Source organism: Halanaeroarchaeum sp. HSR-CO (assembly GCF_024972755.1).
Classification (GTDB): Archaea; Halobacteriota; Halobacteria; order Halobacteriales; family Halobacteriaceae; genus Halanaeroarchaeum.
The window spans coordinates 2,588,150-2,605,280 of the sequence record NZ_CP087724.1 but is presented as its reverse complement, the minus strand read 5'-3'; the positions used below and the strand labels follow the sequence as shown (position 1 = coordinate 2,605,280).

General features: G+C 66.4%; 13 protein-coding genes. 5 read left to right on the top strand and 8 right to left on the bottom strand.

All coding sequences use genetic code 11. From position 1 onward, the window contains the following. Positions 1 to 58: 58 nt before the first annotated feature. On the bottom strand, positions 59 to 1,651 hold the full coding sequence (locus HSRCO_RS13580; protein WP_259518178.1) for a Na+/H+ antiporter NhaC family protein: 1,593 nt from the start codon (positions 1,649 to 1,651) through the stop codon (positions 59 to 61). Between the two features lie 88 nt (positions 1,652 to 1,739). Continuing rightward, positions 1,740 to 3,920 carry a twin-arginine translocase subunit TatC gene (locus tag HSRCO_RS13575; RefSeq protein WP_259518177.1) on the bottom strand — a complete coding sequence of 727 codons (2,181 nt, stop codon included), beginning with the start codon at positions 3,918 to 3,920 and terminating at the stop codon, positions 1,740 to 1,742. Positions 3,921 to 4,023: 103 nt separating this feature from the next. On the opposite strand from HSRCO_RS13575, the gene HSRCO_RS13570 reads away from it, so the two are divergent. Continuing rightward, a complete protein-coding gene (locus HSRCO_RS13570; RefSeq protein WP_259518176.1) occupies positions 4,024 to 5,448 on the top strand; it encodes a twin-arginine translocase subunit TatC in 1,425 nt (474 codons plus the stop codon). 101 nt (positions 5,449 to 5,549) lie between these two features. Then, on the top strand, positions 5,550 to 7,520 hold the full coding sequence (locus tag HSRCO_RS13565) for a MutS-related protein (protein WP_259518175.1): 1,971 nt from the start codon (positions 5,550 to 5,552) through the stop codon (positions 7,518 to 7,520). Positions 7,521 to 7,533: 13 nt separating this feature from the next. On the opposite strand, the gene HSRCO_RS13560 is transcribed toward HSRCO_RS13565, so the two are convergent. Beyond that, positions 7,534 to 8,586 (bottom strand): NAD(P)-dependent alcohol dehydrogenase, encoded by a 1,053-nt coding sequence (locus HSRCO_RS13560; RefSeq protein ID WP_259518174.1) that lies wholly within the window; start codon positions 8,584 to 8,586, stop codon positions 7,534 to 7,536. Positions 8,587 to 8,765: 179 nt separating this feature from the next. Here HSRCO_RS13560 and HSRCO_RS13555 point away from each other — a divergent pair, with 179 nt between their 5' ends. Beyond that, entirely contained in the window at positions 8,766 to 9,890 is a 1,125-nt protein-coding gene (locus HSRCO_RS13555; RefSeq protein WP_259518173.1) for an ORC1-type DNA replication protein, read from the top strand. Positions 9,891 to 10,302: 412 nt separating this feature from the next. On the opposite strand, the gene HSRCO_RS13550 is transcribed toward HSRCO_RS13555, so the two are convergent. Beyond that, a complete protein-coding gene (locus HSRCO_RS13550) occupies positions 10,303 to 11,586 on the bottom strand; it encodes an adenosylhomocysteinase (RefSeq protein WP_259518172.1) in 1,284 nt (427 codons plus the stop codon). Between the two features lie 46 nt (positions 11,587 to 11,632). Then, positions 11,633 to 12,922 carry an amidohydrolase gene (locus tag HSRCO_RS13545; RefSeq protein ID WP_259518171.1) on the bottom strand — a complete coding sequence of 430 codons (1,290 nt, stop codon included), beginning with the start codon at positions 12,920 to 12,922 and terminating at the stop codon, positions 11,633 to 11,635. 96 nt (positions 12,923 to 13,018) lie between these two features. Here HSRCO_RS13545 and hisG point away from each other — a divergent pair, with 96 nt between their 5' ends. Further along, positions 13,019 to 13,867 (top strand): ATP phosphoribosyltransferase, encoded by an 849-nt coding sequence (gene hisG / locus HSRCO_RS13540; RefSeq protein WP_259518170.1) that lies wholly within the window; start codon positions 13,019 to 13,021, stop codon positions 13,865 to 13,867. A gap of 3 nt (positions 13,868 to 13,870) precedes the next feature. Here the strand turns inward: hisG and HSRCO_RS13535 are convergent, their stop codons facing one another. Both HSRCO_RS13535 and HSRCO_RS13530 read right to left on the bottom strand, forming a co-directional pair. Further along, on the bottom strand, positions 13,871 to 14,224 hold the full coding sequence (locus HSRCO_RS13535; protein ID WP_259518169.1) for a hypothetical protein: 354 nt from the start codon (positions 14,222 to 14,224) through the stop codon (positions 13,871 to 13,873). Between the two features lie 77 nt (positions 14,225 to 14,301). Next, positions 14,302 to 14,862, bottom strand: a complete 561-nt coding sequence (locus HSRCO_RS13530) for a TATA-box-binding protein (RefSeq protein ID WP_259518168.1) — start codon at positions 14,860 to 14,862, stop codon at positions 14,302 to 14,304. Positions 14,863 to 15,013: 151 nt separating this feature from the next. Between HSRCO_RS13530 and HSRCO_RS13525 the strand changes: the two genes are divergently transcribed. Further along, positions 15,014 to 15,979, top strand: coding sequence for a THUMP domain-containing protein (locus tag HSRCO_RS13525; protein WP_259518167.1), 966 nt, complete (start codon positions 15,014 to 15,016; stop codon positions 15,977 to 15,979). Between the two features lie 19 nt (positions 15,980 to 15,998). Here the strand turns inward: HSRCO_RS13525 and HSRCO_RS13520 are convergent, their stop codons facing one another. Then, positions 15,999 to 17,003: an AAA family ATPase gene (locus tag HSRCO_RS13520; RefSeq protein WP_259518166.1), complete on the bottom strand. Its 1,005-nt coding sequence runs from the start codon at positions 17,001 to 17,003 to the stop codon at positions 15,999 to 16,001. Between the last annotated feature and the right edge of the window lie 128 nt (positions 17,004 to 17,131).

The following is a 17,131-nucleotide window of genomic DNA, read 5'->3' as shown; positions in this document are numbered from 1 at the left end:
TACTTGGCCGTGACGATTCGCGGGAGGGGTGGAACGCGTATCGGGGCGAGCGGGCTGGTCAGTCTTCGCTTGCGGAGCCTACGCCCTCGGGTCGCTGGACCGGGTCGATGTCACGCCGGCTGGCGTCGAGGGCGGAGAGCCCGTAGACCAGGGCGACCAGCACGAGGACGCCGACGACGAGGAGGAGCCACGGCGAGATGCCGGTAAAGCCCCAGACCAGCATCAGTCCGATCGCGATCAGGACGACGGTGACCGCGTAGTACAGCTGGGTACGGACGTGGTCCACCAGGTCCGCGCCGGTGAACGTCGCCGAGAGGACGGTCGTATCGGAGATCGGTGAAGTGTGGTCACCGAAGATCGAGCCCGAGAAGACCATCGCCACGACCACGGCGACCATGGTGTGGGTGGCGGTGAGCTCCCAGGCGACCGGGACGGCGATGGGCGTCATGATGCTCATGGCGCCCCAGGCGGTCCCCATCGAGAACGCGACGAATCCGGTCACGAGGAGGACGACGACCGGGAGAACGGCCGGTGAGAGCGTCTGGGTCGCGATACCGGCGACGTACTCGCCGGTCCCGAGGTCGTTGGCGACGTTCCCGATTGACCACGCGAGGACGAGGATCGTCACCGCGGTCAACATCAGCCCGAACCCGTCGATGGTCGCGTCCACGCTGTCGCTCACTGACAGGACGCCGTCGAGATAGCCCAGTACGTACGTGGAGAGGACCATGGCGAAGGATCCGAAGATGAGGGCCATGGCATAGTCGCCGCCGGTGATCATCTCGCGCACCGACGTGCCGGGCGCGTACCCGGTGTACAGCGCCGACCCGATGGTGACGACCACGAGGACGCCGATTGGGAGGAAAAAGGAGCGAAGTCGCGGATTTTCGACCGCTGGTTCGCCGAGTTCCGCCTGCACGTCCTGCATCGGTCGGGCGTCCTCCCGGCTCACCCTCCCGGTCGTCGAGGCGCGGTGTTCGGCCGTGAGCATCTCGCCGAAGTCCCGCCGGGTGAGGACGACGATACCGACCATCGCGATGGCGAGGATGGCGTACATGTTGTATGGGATGGACTGGAGGAAGATCTCGAAGGCGTTCGGGACCTCGGCCGCCGCGAGGTCGGTAGCCTCGTAGCCGCTCTCGATCATCGATAACTGGAAGGCAACCCACGAGGAGATGCCCAGCGTCGATACTGGGGCGGCGGTCGAATCGACGATGTAGGAGAGTTTCTCGCGCGAGATGCGCAGGTGGTCGGAGAGGTCCTTCACGCTGCTCCCGACGATGGCGGTGTTCGCGTAGTCGTCGAAGAACATAACGATGCCGAGGACCCAGGCCGCGAGGCCGGCCTTTCGCTGGGTGTCCAGATGCTCCATCGACCAGTTGCGGATCGCATAGGAGCCACCGAGTCGCCAGACCATGGCGACCGCCGACCCCAGGAGCAGGATGAAGATCATCACTTGGGCGTGAAAGGTGCTGTCGCCGATGGCGGCGGCGATCCAGGTGAACGTCTGCCCGAGTCCGAGACTGCCGGTCGCGATGACGCCACCCGCCCAGACGCCGAGAAACAGCGACAGGACGGCTTTACGGGTCACGACGGCCAGGACGATGGCCAAAAGCGGCGGTACGAGTGAGAGTGCGCCGAATTCTGACATGTGCCACCACATGCAGGCGAGTGGTAAGTAATTCCCCCCGTTCGAGGGGGGGGGGGAGGGAGAAGTGGTCGTGACCCTGGACCTGTTGTCAGGCGGGTTGCTTGACGCTACGCCCGCCACCTCGCCGCCCACCCAGCGTGACGACCCAGAGGATGCCGAGACCCACCATATAGGCGAACGAGAGGGGCAACGCGACGATGAGCATCGTGTAGAGGCTGCCGGGTGTCAGGACGGTCCCGATGACGAAGGTGGAGAGGACCGCCACGCGCCAGTGTTCTCGCATGACCCGATAGGGGACGAGCCCGCCCCGGTGGAAGAGCAGCATGGACACCGGGACGTCGGCGAGCAGGCCGATGTAGGCCGTCGTCAGGAACACCATCCAGAAGAAGTTGTTCACCCGGTAGGAGATGACCATGCCCGCCTGGAGGGCGTCCTGGACGAGATACGAGATGATCGACGGGGCGACGAACTGGTAGCCGAGGATGCTACCAACGACCAGTCCGATACCGATGGAGACGCCCCACAGGGTGATGTAGCGTCGGTCGCCACCGATGATGCCGCGTTCCTCGAGGGCCGGATACGCGTAGTAGAACGCGAAGGGGACGGTCACGATGGCCGCCATGACCGTCGCGATCTTGACCTCGAAGACCAGCGCCTCGACCGGGTGCAGGGTGATCGGCCACTGCAGTTCTGCCGGCGACGGTCGGACCTCGGCAGGGATGCGGGAGAGGAAGTCCGCCCGGATCATCCCGATACCACCCTGGTAGAGGAAGGTGAAGATGCCGGCCATGGTGAGCATGAAGACGGTCGCGAGGCGGAACGCTCGCGAGCGGAGGCTGTCGAGGATGAACTTGATGTCGTACCAGTAGCCGCCGATGTCGTCCTCGGTGGTCTCGTCTTCGGTGAAGGCATTGACCATGCCGGCAGTCGTGCTGGCGATGGGGTCGCTCTCACCGCCGGCCGGTTCGGGATTCGCCTCGTAGGTCTGCTGGGGGTTGTCAAAGCGGTCCAGGATGGCCTGGGCCTTGTGCGGTTCGTCCTCGTCCATGGCCGCCCGGGCGTATTCGAGCGCCTCCGCTTCGGTGAGGTCCTCGAACACTTCCGGCGGGGCGGCCTTGACGCCCCGGGTGGACAGTTCTGCGATGTCGAACCGTTCGGAGAGCGGGGCCGGTTCGGGCGGTGTGCCCGCCCCGCTGCGGACGATCGCCTGATAGACGACGACCATGATCGCGAGCAGCGTCAGGACCACCCCGATCAGCACGGCCGCGACGGCGATGGCGACCGGGCGTGGGAGCCCCACGACGGCCTCGATGGCGGCCATCTGTCCGGGTCGGCCCCAGGCCGGTAACGCCGGAATGACGGTCTGGTTCACGAGGCGCTCGCCGCCCGAGGAGAAGAAGACGTAGGTCAGCCCACCGCCGAGGACCGCGACGCCGGCGAGGTGGTTCCACCGGTCGAGGATGGCCTCGCTCACGTCGATCTGCGAGCGTCCCCGGTTCGCGATGGTGACGACCCGGGCCAGATAGAGGCTGAACCCGTAGAGGGCGAGCAGCGGGAAGGCCCACATCAACTGGGTGAACGGGTCGGGCGGGGAGAACAGGGCGCCGAACCCGAAGATCATGACGACGGCGTACTTCCACTTGTCGCGGAAGGTCTCGTAGGGGATGATGCCGGTCACCGAGAACGCCGACATCGCGAGGGGCAACTGGGCCGCCAGCGCGAAGGAAAAGGCCAGGACCAGGATGAACTCGGTCCAGTCGACGATGGAGTACATCGGGGCCAGTCCAGCGCCGATGGCGTTCCCCGCCAGGAACTGGAACATCAGCGGGAAGAAGAGGAAGTAGGCGTAGATCGATCCACCGACGGCCAGCGAGAGTGCGACCAGCCCCACGACGACCAGTTGCCATCTGGCGACAGAGACGTCCGGGATGATGTCGCGTTCGACGAGCGGCTCTTTCCCGTAGTAGGCGAGCACCGGGATGGCGAAGACCACCCCGACGACGAGTCCGATCTTCACCTGGAGGAGGATGACGTCGAATGGCGTCTGGGCGATGACGCTGGCCCCCCTCGCGAGGAGGTCCTCCTTGAACTGCGGCCAGACGTACGACCGCATCGCCATGATAGCCAAAAGCAGGCCCACGACGAAGGCGATGAAGACCTTCTGGAGGCGCTCCTGGGCGGTCCGGAGGGCGACGCCGAGGGTCTGGCGCCCGGTCTCGATGCTCCGGGCCGTGTCCTCGTCGACGTAGTTCGAGACGCCACCGCTCATGTGCCCGAGGGTATCCCGTTCGCGGTTATCAATCTTCTCGTATACTGGTCCGGGCTCCGATAAAAAAGGCCTATAACGCCCGGGCAGAGAACTCTCCGTAGCCATGGGACCGGACGACGTACCGCCCCGGGAGGACGCCGACGAGAGCGGCGACGCCGACGCGGGCCGTTCCGGAGAGCGGGAGGCGGACGAGGAGTCAGCGCCGTCCGCGGATTCCGACCCCGGTCCCGACGACGATTTCGAATGGACGGACGCCGCAGACGGTGACCCCGATGCGGCGACGACGGCGGGAGATGGAGACCCCGACGTCGATGAATCTGACGAGGCAGGCGACGAGAACGCCGACGCGGATCAACAGTCCACGTCGGAGGAGTCCGTCGACGAAGACGAAGGCAGCGAAGACGGTGAAAGCGACGCCGAGGACGGTGAAGACGGTGAAAGCGACGCCGAGGACGGTGAAGACGGTGAAAGCGACGCCGAGGACGGTGAAGACGGTGAAAGCGACGCCGAGGACGGTGAAGACGAGGCGGACGACGCTCCCGAGCCAATCGATGACGGCGTCCCTGATTGGGACGTCGGCCGGAACACGGACGAGGAAGATGACGACACCGGCGACGGAGCCGAGGATACGGCCGGGTTCGAGATCCCCTCGGACGTCGACATCCGTGAGGGCTACGACGAGTACGAAGACCGGGTCGACTTCGACGGTGATTCGACGGAGCGAACCACCGAGGTTGACCTGGCCGACGAAGACGTAGCGACGGTCTCGGATCCCGACTCGACGGCCTTCGAGCGCAAGGCCGCCTCGGGGCCCCAGTCGGACGAAGAGCAACCGCTCGCGGTCCACATCGAGGAGATGATCAAACGGCTCGGCATCGTCATCGCTATCGCTGGGGCCGTGAGCCTGGCGGCGTTCCCCTTCGCCGAGGACGTCGTCACGTTCCTCTGGTACTCGATTTTGCCCGCCGATGTCTCCCAGCCGCACGTCTACCACCCGCTCGAACTCGTCCTCACGCAGCTCAAGACCGCCAGCCTCGCGGGTCTCGTCATCGCCCTCCCGGCGTTCGTCTACGAGACCTACGCATTCATGCGACCCGGTCTGTACCCCCACGAGCGGCGCTACTACCTGGCCGCGGTGCCGACCAGTCTCGTCCTCGCGCTGGTCGGGGTGTCCTTCGCGTACTTCATCGTCCTGCCGGCGGTGATGAACTACTTCCTCTACTACTCCGAGACCGTCGTCGACATCGCCTTCGCGCTGGGCGCGACGTTCAACCTCTTTCTCATCCTGATGGGCTATCTCGCGCTGGTCTTCCAGATCCCGCTGTTCATCATGCTCGCCATCATGATGGGGCTGACCACCCGCGAGTGGATGGAAGAGCGCCGCATTATCTTCTGGGGGGTCTTCCTGGGGCTGTCCTTCCTCTTCAGCCCGGACCCGACCGGGATGGCGCCGCTTATCGTCGCCGCGACGATGGTCGCGCTCTTCGAAGGGACGCTGTTGGTCCTCCGGTGGACCAACCGTGGATGAGTCTCGGTTCGGGTGGTAGCGGGTACCGTCTCCGTCCTGTTCTCGCTTTGCCACGATCGGGCACCCCAACCGTTTAGCGCCGGGGCGACGACACCCCGGTAATGGACCTGGAAGCCATCCCGGGCGTCGGGGCGAAGACCGCGGCGGCGTTGCGGGACCTCGACGATCCCGAGGGCGCCCTCGAACGCGAGGACGTGGCGGCGCTCGCGGGGGCACCCGGGGTCAGCGAGGGGCGCGCCGCCCGGATCGTCCGGAGCGCGATCCGCGACCGCCACGACGACCCCGGCGGATTCCTGGCGACCGACCGTGCACGGGAGATCTACGACCGCGCCCTCGAACTGCTCCAGGACCGGGCCGTGACCACCTACGCCGAGAAACGACTGGAGACGTTCTACCCCAGTACCGCCGAATCGCGCATCGAGGAGACGCGGACGTTCGCGGAGCGAGCAATGGGTCTCTCGGTCGAAGACGACGCCCTGGAGGCCCTGCGTGACGTCGAACCCCTCTCTCAGCCCCGCTCGGTGACCGTCCGGGACCGCTGTCTCGCGACGACCGACGGGGAGACGTACGCCGCCGCCCGCGAGGCCTTCCCCGAGATGAGCGTCGAGATCGTCGACGACGCCCGCGACCTGGCGGAACTCGCTCGCGGCTACTCGACGGTGATCGCCCTCGACGAGGCGTTCGCGGGGGTCGACGTCGAGGGAGACGTCCGCGTCGAACCGCGAGCGTTAGACGACCCGGCGGCGACCGTTCCCGAACGGACTCTCGCCTTCTTCGCGACGAACCGGACCACCATCCGGGCCGCCATCGCCGTCCATCGGGCCGCAGACCTCGACCCCGCCATCGACCTGGACGAACTCGACGATGCCCTCTCGCGTCTCGACGAGGATGGCAGCGTCGTCGGCGACGAGGAACTGGCACGGCTCACGGCGGCGGTGGACGATCTCGACGTCGCCGTCTCGACCGCCGAGTCGGTGGCGAACGACCGACTGAAGGACGCCATCAAGGCTAGAGACGTGACCATCGAGGGGTCGGACCTCCTCTCGCTGGTCGAGCGTGGCGCCGGCGTCGATTCGCTGCTCTCCCGCGAACTCGCCGACGAGTACGACGCGGCCGTGGATGACGCCCGATCGACCCTGGTGGACGCCCTCGGCCTCGCGGAGGACGAGGCGGAGATCGCCCGTCGGGCCTTCCCCGAGGACCCGACCTATCCAGTCGAGCGCGACGAGGGGGTCGTCTCGCGCCTTCGGGAGTCGCTCGTCGCCGAACGCGACCGGCGGGCCGCGAAGCGCAAGCGCGAGATCGCCGCCGACCTGGCCGACCGCCGCGAGGCGACGACGCGTATCGTACGGCGGGCACTCGAACTGGACGTCGAGTACGCCATCTCACGCTTCGCCGCTGATTTCGACTGTACGATGCCAGAGCGGGGCGGTCGTGGGTTCGCCATCGAGGCTGGCCGATCACCGCTCCTCGACGAGCAATTCGAGGCCGTGGAACCGGTCGATTACGCGGTCGACGGCGTCGCCATCCTCTCGGGCGTGAACAGCGGGGGAAAGACCTCGACGCTGGATCTGGTCGCCCTCGTGACGGCGCTGGCGCACATGGGACTGCCCGTTCCGGCCGAATCGGCGCGGGTGCCCGCCGTCGAGGAACTGGCCTATCACGCGAAGACCCAGGGGACCCTCGACGCGGGGGCCTTCGAGAGCACGCTCCGCGACTTCGCGGCCATCGCCGACGGAACGGCGGCCAAACTCGTCCTCGTCGACGAACTGGAGAGCATCACCGAACCCGGGGCCTCCGCACGGATCATCGCCGGCATCCTGGAGGAACTGGAATCGACGGATTCGACGGCGGTGTTCGTCTCACACCTCGCCGGCGAGGTCCGGGACGCCTGCGAGTTCGACGTGACAGTGGACGGTATCCGCGCCATCGGCCTGGAGGACGGCGAACTCAAGGTCGACCGTTCGCCCAAAAAAGACCACCTGGCGCGGTCGACCCCCGAACTCATCGTCGAGAAGTTGGCGGGCGAGGACGACCGCCAGTTCTACGATCGACTGCTCGAGAAGTTCTGAATCGCCCGCGTCGTCACTCGAAGGTCACGAGCGGCTTGATGACGCCGTCCTCTTTGGTCTCCATAAGCCGGAAGGCCTCGTCCACCTCGTCGAAGGGGAACTCGTGGGTCGTCATCTTCGTCGGGTCGACACGTCCCTCGTCGAGCATCCGGAGCAACCGACCGAGTCGCAGGCGACCACCAGGGCACAGGCCCGTTGCGATGGTCTTTTCGGCCATACCGACGCCCCACTCCTCTCGGGGGAGGTTCACGTACTCCCCCTCCCCGTGATACCCGGCGTTGGAGATGGTGCCACCAGCCTTCGTGGCGGCCACGCACTGCTCGAAGCTCGTGCTGTTCCCGAGAGCTTCGATGGCGGCGTCGACACCCTCGCCGTCGGTTCGCTCCATGATCGCCTCGACGGGGTCTACCTCCGCGAAGTCGATGACCTCGTCGGCGCCGTACTCACGGGCCAGTTCCTGGCGCTCCGGAACGGTCTCGACCGCGAATATTTTGCCGGCCCCCTGGAGTGCGGCCCCGTTGGTCGACATCAATCCGACGGGCCCCTGGGCGAAGACGGCGACCGTCCCGCCCATCGGGATGTCTGCGTTCTCGGCAGCCATGAATCCGGTGCTCATCATGTCCGTGACGTACGCGGCTTCCTCGTCGGTGACGCCGTCGGGGATATGCGCGAGGTTCGCATCGGCTTCGTTGACGTGAACCAGTTCGGCGAAGACACCGTCTTTGACGTTGGCGAACTTCCACCCTCCGAGGGCGGCACCGGATTGCGATGGGTGGCCATCCTGGGCCGCGTCCGAACCCCAGTCGGGCGTTATCGCGCCGACGGCGACCCGGTCGCCCGGCGAGAAGTCCTCGACTTGTGAGCCGACATCCTCGACGGTTCCGACGACCTCGTGGCCCAGGGTCAGGTTCTCGCGTTCGCCGATCGCCCCGTGGACGGTGTGGACGTCCGAGGTGCAGACAAGCCCCTTGGTTGGTCGGAGAATCGCGTCGGTCGGTCCGGGCGTCGGTTCGGGTTTCTCGGCGAACCCGACGGTGCCGAGTTCTTCCATGACGAATGCTTTCATCGTATGTTCCTCCAGCCAAGTAGTATTCCAGTGTTGATAATATAGATTGTCTATCATGATGAGTGGCCGGTAACCTCCTGGACGGGACCCTGCCACAATCGACAGCAAGCGGTACGACTCGGCTGGCATCCTCTTGGCCGAGCGAAGCGTTAAGTAGCTACGACGGCGTGGTGAACGTGATGGCCGACGACCCGGATGGGGGAATGTTGTCCTGGGACGAGTCGGTGTTCCGCGACGAGCACGTCCTCGAGATCGACTACGTCCCGGAGATATTTCGCCACCGCGAGTCACAACTCGAGACCCTGAAGTACGCGCTCCGGCCCGCGGTCCGTGGGTCGCGCCCGCTCAACGTGATGGTCCGGGGTCCACCCGGAACGGGCAAGACGACCGCGATCCAGAAGGTCTTCGCCGAACTCGACCACCAGCCAGGTGTGCGGGCGGTCCGCGTCAACTGCCAGGTCGACTCGACGCGCTACTCGGTGTTCTCGCGCATCTTCGAGGCGCTCTTCGAGTACGAACCCCCCTCTTCGGGCATCTCCTTCAAGAAGCTCTTCGGGCAGATCGCCGATTCGCTGGTCGACGACGAGGAGGTGCTGGTTGTCGCCCTCGACGACGTCAACTACCTGTTCTACGAGAGCGAGGCCTCCGACACGCTCTACTCGTTGTTACGCGCCCACGAAGCCCACCCGGGGACCAAGATCGGCGTCATCGTGGTCTCCTCGGACCTCGACCTCGACGTCATCGACGACCTCGACGGCCGCGTCCAGAGCGTCTTCCGGCCGGAGGAGGCCTACTTTCCGGTCTACGACGTCACCGAGATCGTCGACATCCTCCAGGACCGCATCGACGCGGGCTTCCAGGAGGGGGCGGTGCCGACGACGGTCACCGACCGCGTCGCCGAACTCACCGCCGAAACCGGCGATCTGCGCGTCGGCATCGACTTGCTCCGCCGTGCCGGTCTCAACGCCGAGATGCGCGCGAGTCGCACCGTCGAACCACAGGACGTCGAGGACGCCTTCGACGAGGCCAAACACGTCCACCTCTCGCGGAACCTCCGGTCGCTCTCCGAGACCGAGCAGACGCTCGTCGAGGTCGTCGCCGAGCACGGCGATCAGCGCGCCGGCGACGTCTACGACACCTTCCACGAGCGAACGGACCTGGGCTACACGCGGTATACCGAACTCGTCAACAAACTCGACAAACTCGGCATCATCGAGGCCGAGTACGAGCAACTGGAGGGTCGCGGCCGGTCGCGGACTCTTCGGCTGGCCCACGACGAGGACGCGGTACTCGATCAGCTGTAAAACCACTTTTTGCGCTGCGTGGGGTGGCTCCGCCACCCCACTCGGCAAAAACTTGGGGAAAAAGCGCGCGGACTCCCGTCGCGTCGCTTCGCGACGCGGTGGTCCGTCCGCGCTACCGCTCGCTGACGCGAGCGGTGAATCGCGCACCTTCCGGGCTCTTCGAGCCCCTCGGTGCGCGAATGCTTGTCCGGAAATTGAAAATGGATCAGTAGTGCGAAGGTTCAAATACCGAAATCGAACCAACCGCGGCTATGGTGTAACACCCGGCCCGGAGCGAACTCGGCGGGAGCGTGGTCACCCGCTCCGGGAATGAACGTGTTCGGGCCTCCTGCCGGCGTCACCCTGCTCGCGGCTTTGCCGTTCGCACATTTGGAGCTGGCCTGCGGCCACCTCCCCGACCACCTGCTCGCCTTTACGTACCGTGCTGCCAGCTCTGCAGATAGTCCGTCTGCTCCTCGCTGAGCGAGTCGAACTCGACCCCCTCGGCCGCGAGTTTGATCTCCGCGACCTCTCGGTCCAGGTTGTCCGGGACCTCGTGGACCCCGGCGTCGTAGTCGTCGCCGTTTTCCAGCAGTTCGCGGACGCTCACGGCCTGCACCGCGAAGCTCTGATCCATGACCTCGACCGGGTGCCCGAGCGAGACCGGCGTGGCGAGGTTGACCAGGCGACCCTCCGCCAGGACGTTGATGCGCCGGCCATCCTCGAGTTCGTACTCGCGGATGCCGTCGCGGGCGTCTCGCTGCGCGGTGGCGAGGTCCGCCAGTTCCTCGAGGTTGATCTCGACGTCGAAGTGGCCCGCGTTCGCGAGGACGGCGCCGTCTTGCATGACCTCGAAGTGTTCCCGGGTGAGGACGTCACGATTGCCGGTCGTCGTGATGAAGACGTCGCCCTTCTCGGCGGCCTCGGCCATCGTCGTGACCTCGTACCCCTCCATGTGGGCTTCGAGCGCGCGCCGGGAGTCGACCTCGGTGACGACGACGTGGGCGTTCTGGCCGGCGGCCTTCTTGGCGACGCCGCGACCGCAGTGACCGTAGCCGGCGACGACCACCGTCTTCCCCGCCCACGCGAGGTTCGTCGTCATGGCGATGCTGGCGAGCGAGGACTCGCCGGTGCCGTGGACGTTATCGAAGAGCCGTTTCATCGGCGTGTCGTTCACGGCGATGACGGGGTACTCCAGGGCCCCGTCGTCGTCCATCGCGCGAAGACGGTGAACGCCGGTCGTGGTCTCCTCGGTGCCGCCGACGATGGAGTCGATGAGGTCCGGGTGTTCCTCGTGGATGCGGAAGACCAGGTCGCCGCCGTCGTCGACCGTGACGGTCGGTTCGTGGGCGATAACGGCTTCGATGGCGCCGTAGTACTCCTCGTCCTCGGCGCCGTGTTTCGCGTAGGAGGTGATGGTGTCGTTGGCGTCGAGCGCGGCGCTCACGTCGTCGTGGGTCGAGAGCGGGTTACACCCGGTGATGGCGACCTCGGCGCCGCCCGCCGCGAGCGTCTCGACGAGGGCGGCCGTCTTGGCCTCGACGTGGAGGGCCATGCCGATGGTAACGCCGTCGAAGGGCTGATTCGCCTCGAAGTCCGCCCGGAGCGACTGGAGGATGGGCATGTGTTCGAATGCCCAGTCGATCTTCGTGCGGCCGTCTGCCCGGGCCGTCTCGAGGTCATCGAGGCGGTCGCTGATTGGGGGCGCGGTGTCCATGTCCGACACGTCGGGCAGGCCGGTCAAAACCCTACCGAAGCGACGATCAGTCCGCCCGGTCGGCGAGCGTGGCCGCTCGAGACGTCGCCCGGTCCCTGACGGCGTCGAGGTCGAGCGTGGTCAGCTCCCGGTCCCGCAGGAGGACGGACCCGTCGACGACGGTGTGGCGGACGTCCGATCCGGTCGCCGCGTAGGCGAGATGGGAGACGTAGTCGTGGACCGGCGTCATCCGCGGGGCATCGAAGTCGACGACGATGACGTCGGCGGCGGCGCCCTCCTCGATGCGTCCCCCCTCGAAACCGAGGGCTCGGTACCCCCCTTCGGTCGCCATCCGGACGACCGCCTCGGCGGGGACCGCACTCGCGTCGTCAGCGGCGAGTTTGCCGACCATTGCAGCGTCGCGCATCTCGTCGAAGACGTCGAGGTCGTTGTTCGAGGCCGCTCCGTCGGTGCCGAGGGCGACCCCGACCCCCGCGTCCAGTAAGCGCTTGACCGGTGCCATACCGGAGGCGAGTTTCATGTTGGAGGCAGGGCAGTGGACGACGCTCGTTCTCCGCTCTTCGAGAAGGTCAATCTCGCTCTCGTCGAGGTGGACGCCGTGCGCGATGAAGTCGTCCTCGCCGAGCATGTCGAGCGAGTCAGCGTACGCGAGCGGTCGCTCGTCTCGGTCCTCCACGATCGGTCGCACCTCGTCGCGCGTCTCGTTGGCGTGAAAGTGCAGGGGGACGTTTGTCGCCCGCGCTTTCGGCACGAACTCGTCCAGCAACTCCGCCGAGACGGTCGTGAGGGAGTGGGGTGCAAACGCCGTGCGCACCCGCCCGTCGGCGGCGCCGTCGAACTCCTCGGCGACGGCGACCCCCTCTTCCACGTCGGCTCGGGCGTCCGCGTCGTCCTTCCCGACGGTGACGACGCCGTGGGCGATCCGCGCCTTGAGCCCCGCACGATCGACGGCCTCGACGACCTCGTCCATGTGGAAATACATGTCCGCGAAGGCGGTCGTCCCCGACCGGATCATCTCTGCCAGCGCCAGTTCGGTCCCGGCCCTGACGTCCGCCGGTTCCAGGGCCGCTTCGGCCGGCCAGATGTCCTCCTGGAGCCAGCGATCGAGTGGCTTGTCGTCGGCGTATCCCCTGAGGAGTGTCATTGCGGCGTGGGTGTGGGCGTTGACGAGACCCGGCATGACGAGTCCGCCCGTCGCGTCGAGGACCTCGTCTCCAGGTTCGACATCGCCGATGGCCCGGACCGTCCCCTCGGTTTGGTCGAGGAGGACATCGGCCCGCTCGACGCTCAGGTCGGGCCGGAGTACCCGTCCGCCCCTGATCTCGACGGTGGTCATGTCCCCCTGTTCGGAACGGGGGTGCCTGAATCCGTCGACCCAGGCCGGCGGCTATCGGCGAAAGCTAGTTCCATCGCCGAAGCGAATGAGCAGTCAATGCGAATCGCGGTACCCAACAAGGGCCGACTCCACGACCCGGCGCTCGACCTGCTGGACCGGGCCGGCCTGCACATCACCGATGGGATGGATCGACAGCTCTACGCGTACACGGTGGACCCGGACGTCACGTTCCTGTTCGCCAGGGCCGCCGACATCCCGGAGTACGTGAGCGATGGGGCCGCCGACATGGGCATCACCGGATATGACCAGTTCCGGGAGGCGCAGGTCGACGACGTGGTCGAACTGCTCGACCTGGAGTTCGGCACCTGTCGTCTCGTCGTGGCGTCGCCGGAGGACGACGACGTCGAATCCGTGGAAGACCTCGCCGGAGCTACTATCGCGACGGAGTTCCCGAACGTCACCCGGGAGTACTTCGACGACCGGGGGGTCGACGTCGACATCGTGGAAGTGACCGGCGCGACCGAACTCACTCCCCACGTCGAGATGGCGGACGCCATCGTCGACATCACGAGTACGGGAACGACGCTCGCGGTCAACCGCCTCGAGGTCGTCGACCAGGTCCTCTCGAGTTCGGTCAGGCTGTTCGCCCACGAGGACGTCGCGGACGACTCGAAGGTCTCGGAGGTGTCGATGGCCCTCGAGTCGGTACTCTCCGCCGAGGACAAACGCTACCTCATGATGAACGCCGCGGTCGACGACCTCGACGCCATCAAGGACGTCATCCCGGGCATGGGAGGGCCGACGGTGATGGACATCGACGGGGACGATCGGGTGGCGGTTCACGTCGTCGTGGACGAGCGCGAGGTCTTCTCGACCATCAACGAACTCAAACGCGTCGGTGCGAGCGATATCCTGGTCACCGAGATCGAGCGATTGGTGGAGTAACGCTCAGTCGCGATCGCCGAGTTCCTGTCCCTTCTTCGCGAAGTACGCCGGCACGCGCCAGGTCAGGGCGCTGGCGATCGACAGGATGGCCAGCGTGAGCGACGCAGACTGGAGTGCGAGGACGTCAGGACTCAGGACGACGACGCCGGCGGCGATCAGCGGGGCGGGCCACGCTACCGAGAGCCACTCGCGTTCCCCCAGAAGGTAGTACGTGCCAATGAGGACGAGTGACGATCCGGTGAGTGGAACCAGTGTCGCCTGCGGTGTGGGGACGGCGACCGAGATGCCGGCCGCGATGGTGGCACCGAGAAACGTGATGGCACTCCCCTTTAGGACCTGCTTGCGGTACCGTTCCATAGGGAGAAGACGACTGCCATGGCGCATAACGCCACCGATATCGACGAATCGACGGGGACGAGTGCTCGCCGGTTGGCCTATTCGAGGAGTCCGAGGTCTTCCAGGCGGGAGACGATCTTGTCGACGGCTTCTTCGGCGTCTTTCGGCCGCTTGCCACCCGTGATGACCAGTTTGCCGCTGCCGAACAGCAGGGCCACGACTTCGGGTTCGTCGAGACGGTAGACGAGACCGGGGAACTGCTCGGGTTCGTACTCGATGTTCTCGAGGCCGAGACCGATGGCGATGGCGTTCAGGTTGAGTTGTCGGCCGAGGTCGGCGCTGGTGACGATGTTCTGGACGACGATTTCGGGGTCCTCCTCGACCTGGATGTTGAGATCGCGAAGTTTATCGAAGACGATGCGGAGACTCTCGTGGACGTCGTCGGTGCTTTTCGCCCCGGTACAGACGATCTTGCCGGATCGGAAGATGAGCGCTGCGGACTTGGGCTCTTGTGTGCGGTAGACGAGGCCAGGGAACTGTTCGGGGTCGTAATCGGCGCCTTCGAGGTCCATCGCGACCGACTGGAGGTCGAGCTCCTGGCCGATCCCGGTGGAGGCGACCACGTTCTCGATGTTGATGGTTTCCTTGGGATCCGTCATATACGACTTAAGTGTCGTATTTAAGGTTTATAAAGGTTGGTAGTCCCGGTCACACCTGCTGTGTTTTTTCACCCTGCTAACAGGGGTCGTGGGGCGCCGACCGCCGGCAGGGACCGGTTCGCTTACGGTCGGCCGGGACGCAGCCGGGGACGTGTACGTCCTGGAACTCGGCGGGGAGGACGACGCGTTCGCCGCCGCTGAGGCCGGCGTGGCGGCGAGCGACGTCGAGGTCGTCGCTCCCGGTATCGCCGTCGCCGACACCCTCGACGCCAGCCGGTTCCGCTCGCTGGCGTTCGGTCGACGGGCAGGCCAGTTGATCGGTCGGTGCACTTCCGCACCGGATGCGGCCGCGTCCGTCGTCCGTTCCGCGACTACCGAGCGAGACGGTACCGTCGCCGTCCGTGCTCGTGACGTGCGGGGGACGGCCGCCGTGGACACCCAGGCTATCGAACGGACCGTCGGGCAGGCCCTCGTCGAAGGCGGGTTCGCCGTCGACCTCGAGACGCCAGACCACGTCCTCCTCGTTCTGTGCGCCGGAGACGAGTGTCTCCTGGCCTGGCAGATCGTCGAAAGCGACCGCGGGTACGGCGACCGGTTGCCCACCGACCGACCCTTCTTCCAGCCGGGCAGTATGGATCCGCTCCTGGCCCGTGCCGTGGTCAACCTCGCCCGAGTCGAACCGGATGACGTCGTCCTCGACCCGATGTGTGGGACCGGCGGGCTCCTCATCGAGGCGGGACTCGTGGGTGGACGGCCGCTCGGGTTCGACGCCCAGGGGAAGATGGCCAGCGGAACCCGCCGGAACCTCGACGCGTATCTCGACGGACGCTGTAACGTCGGCTTGGCCGATGCGACACGGCTCCCGCTTTGCGATAGCGCCGTCGACGCCGTGGTCTTCGACGCGCCCTACGGTCGCCAGTCGAAGATAGCGACCCACGGGCTGGGCGACCTCGTCTCGGGCGCTCTCGAAGAAGCCCGTCGCGTCGCTCCCAGGGGCGTCCTGGTGGCTGACCGCTCCTGGCGCGTCGCGGCCGAGGATGCGGGCTGGACCGTTCGACGCGTCTTCGAGCGTCGCGTCCACCGGTCGCTGGACCGGTACGTGCACGTCCTCCGCTGAGAGTGGGTCGAACGGGAGATCAGGTCCCGAGTTCGGCGAGCAGGCGACCCACGTGGATACGGTCGCTCGTCCCCTGGCTCATGTCGAACTCCACCTCGCCGGCGAGTCGATGGAGCTCCGCCAGCCGGCGGCCGTCGTAGCGAGCGCGGGCGACTCGCAGGAGTTGGTCGAGCACCTCGCCGCCCGAGAGCCCTTCGTCGACCAGCAGGTCGTCGAGCACCGACCGGGCGTCCGTGAACTCGCCGGCCTCCGCGGCGTCGAGCATCTCTTCGAAGCGGTCGTCCAGCCCCACGTCGGAGAGTGCCTCGTAGGCGGTCTCCATGGTGATCTCTCCGTGGGCTTCTGCCGTGGTCTGTGCACCGAGAATGGCCTTTCGGAGGTTGCCGTCGCCGTAGCTCGCGACGAATGACAGCCCCTCCTCGTCGTACTCGACGGCCTCGGCATCGACGATACGCTCGAGGACCTGGACGGTCTCCGCGTCCGTCGGTGACCGCACCGACACCGGGAAACAGCGCGACCGGATGGGCGGGATGAGCTTCGTCGGCTGTCGGGTGGTGATGACGAACTGGGTCGCCTGGTGGTACTGCTCCATGACCCGGCGCAGCGCCTGCTGGAAGTCCTCGCGGATCGCCTCGGCGTTGTCGAGGAGGATGGTGTTGTACTGGCCGGAGACGGGCGGATAGCTCGCGGACTCCTTGAGCACGTGGTTGATCAGGTCCGCCTTCGACGATTCCCGCCGTCGTTTCGAGGAGATGAACCGCGTGAACCGCGGGTCCTCGGCGACCTCCTTTTTCGTCATCCCGAAGAAATCAGCGACGTTGATCTCGATGAGGTCGTTGTCCGGGTCCTCGTGGGCGGCCTCGGCCAGCGCCCTGACCGCGGCGGTCTTGGCGCTCCCGATTGGGCCGTGCAGCACGAGGTTCACCGGGTCGCCGACGGCGTCCTGGAGGCGGTCGCGGACGTCGGGCTGTGGGAGCTCCGACAGCGTGGGCGCGTACTCGTCGATCCACAGCGGCTGTTCCATTACCGCCAGTTCGGCACTCGGGGGCAAAGAATGGGTCGGTCCGCGCCGCCCGCCAACAGTTCGCGAGCGAGCGGCGCGGGGACTGCCACTCCGAAGGCGGTTTATCCGCGACACGAGAAGGGCCTGCC

What these genes read in the sequence shown, in the direction of transcription:
- HSRCO_RS13520 (WP_259518166.1), bottom strand. Translation starts at nt 17,003, where the DNA reads ATGGAACAGCCGCTGTGGATCGACGAGTACGCGCCCACGCTGTCGGAG.
- HSRCO_RS13535 (WP_259518169.1), bottom strand. Translation starts at nt 14,224, where the DNA reads ATGGAACGGTACCGCAAGCAGGTCCTAAAGGGGAGTGCCATCACGTTT.
- HSRCO_RS13565 (WP_259518175.1), top strand. Translation starts at nt 5,550, where the DNA reads ATGGACCTGGAAGCCATCCCGGGCGTCGGGGCGAAGACCGCGGCGGCG.
- HSRCO_RS13530 (WP_259518168.1), bottom strand. Translation starts at nt 14,862, where the DNA reads ATGACGGATCCCAAGGAAACCATCAACATCGAGAACGTGGTCGCCTCC.
- HSRCO_RS13580 (WP_259518178.1), bottom strand. Translation starts at nt 1,651, where the DNA reads ATGTCAGAATTCGGCGCACTCTCACTCGTACCGCCGCTTTTGGCCATC.
- HSRCO_RS13570 (WP_259518176.1), top strand. Translation starts at nt 4,024, where the DNA reads ATGGGACCGGACGACGTACCGCCCCGGGAGGACGCCGACGAGAGCGGC.
- HSRCO_RS13545 (WP_259518171.1), bottom strand. Translation starts at nt 12,922, where the DNA reads ATGACCACCGTCGAGATCAGGGGCGGACGGGTACTCCGGCCCGACCTG.
- HSRCO_RS13560 (WP_259518174.1), bottom strand. Translation starts at nt 8,586, where the DNA reads ATGAAAGCATTCGTCATGGAAGAACTCGGCACCGTCGGGTTCGCCGAG.
- HSRCO_RS13550 (WP_259518172.1), bottom strand. Translation starts at nt 11,586, where the DNA reads ATGGACACCGCGCCCCCAATCAGCGACCGCCTCGATGACCTCGAGACG.
- HSRCO_RS13575 (WP_259518177.1), bottom strand. Translation starts at nt 3,920, where the DNA reads ATGAGCGGTGGCGTCTCGAACTACGTCGACGAGGACACGGCCCGGAGC.
- hisG (WP_259518170.1), top strand. Translation starts at nt 13,019, where the DNA reads ATGCGAATCGCGGTACCCAACAAGGGCCGACTCCACGACCCGGCGCTC.
- HSRCO_RS13555 (WP_259518173.1), top strand. Translation starts at nt 8,766, where the DNA reads ATGGCCGACGACCCGGATGGGGGAATGTTGTCCTGGGACGAGTCGGTG.